Origin of the sequence: Streptomyces narbonensis, assembly GCF_014649015.1 — a bacterium.
GTDB classification, from domain to species: Bacteria; Actinomycetota; Actinomycetes; order Streptomycetales; family Streptomycetaceae; genus Streptomyces; species Streptomyces narbonensis.
The window spans coordinates 1-708 of record NZ_BMSF01000124.1; the positions used below are offsets into that span (position 1 = coordinate 1).

General features: G+C 32.8%; 1 pseudogene. It reads left to right on the forward strand.

The annotated features are described in order from the left end of the window. A pseudogene (locus IE124_RS36345) lies at positions 1 to 708 on the forward strand (DNA-directed RNA polymerase subunit beta'); the annotation flags it as partial.

A 708-nucleotide genomic window follows, 5' to 3' on the forward strand; every position in this document is an offset into this window, starting at 1 on the left:
GGAAGAAGGGGAAGAGCAATTATTGGTTCAAATAAGAGACCGTTAAAATCATTGGCGGATATGATAAAAGGGAAACAAGGTAGGTTTCGTCAAAATTTATTAGGTAAACGTGTAGATTATTCAGGTAGATCTGTAATAACAGTAGGTCCGAATTTAAGATTAAATCAATGTGGGTTACCTAAAAAAATGGCGATTGAATTATTTAAACCTTTTATATATTCAAAGTTGCAAAGAAATGGACATGCAGCAACAATAAAAGCAGCAAAAAAAATGGTTGAAAAAGAAGTGACAGAAGTATGGGATATATTGGCAGATGTAATTTGTGAACATCCAGTCTTGTTAAATAGAGCACCAACATTACATAGATTAGGTATACAAGCATTTGAACCTATTTTGATAGAAGGTAAAGCAATCCAATTACATCCATTAGTATGTGCCGCATATAATGCGGACTTTGACGGCGATCAAATGGCAGTTCATGTTCCATTGACCTTAGAATCCCAATTAGAAGCAAAAAAATTAATGATGTCAACAAACAATTTATTATCACCGGCAAGTGGTGAACCAATAATTGTGCCTTCACAAGATGTAGTATTAGGTTTATATTATATGACAAGGGCTAAATGTAATGTAAAAGGTGAAGGGATGATATTTTCTAATATAAGTGAAGTAGAATTGGCTTATTGTAATAAAAAAGTTGATTTGCAT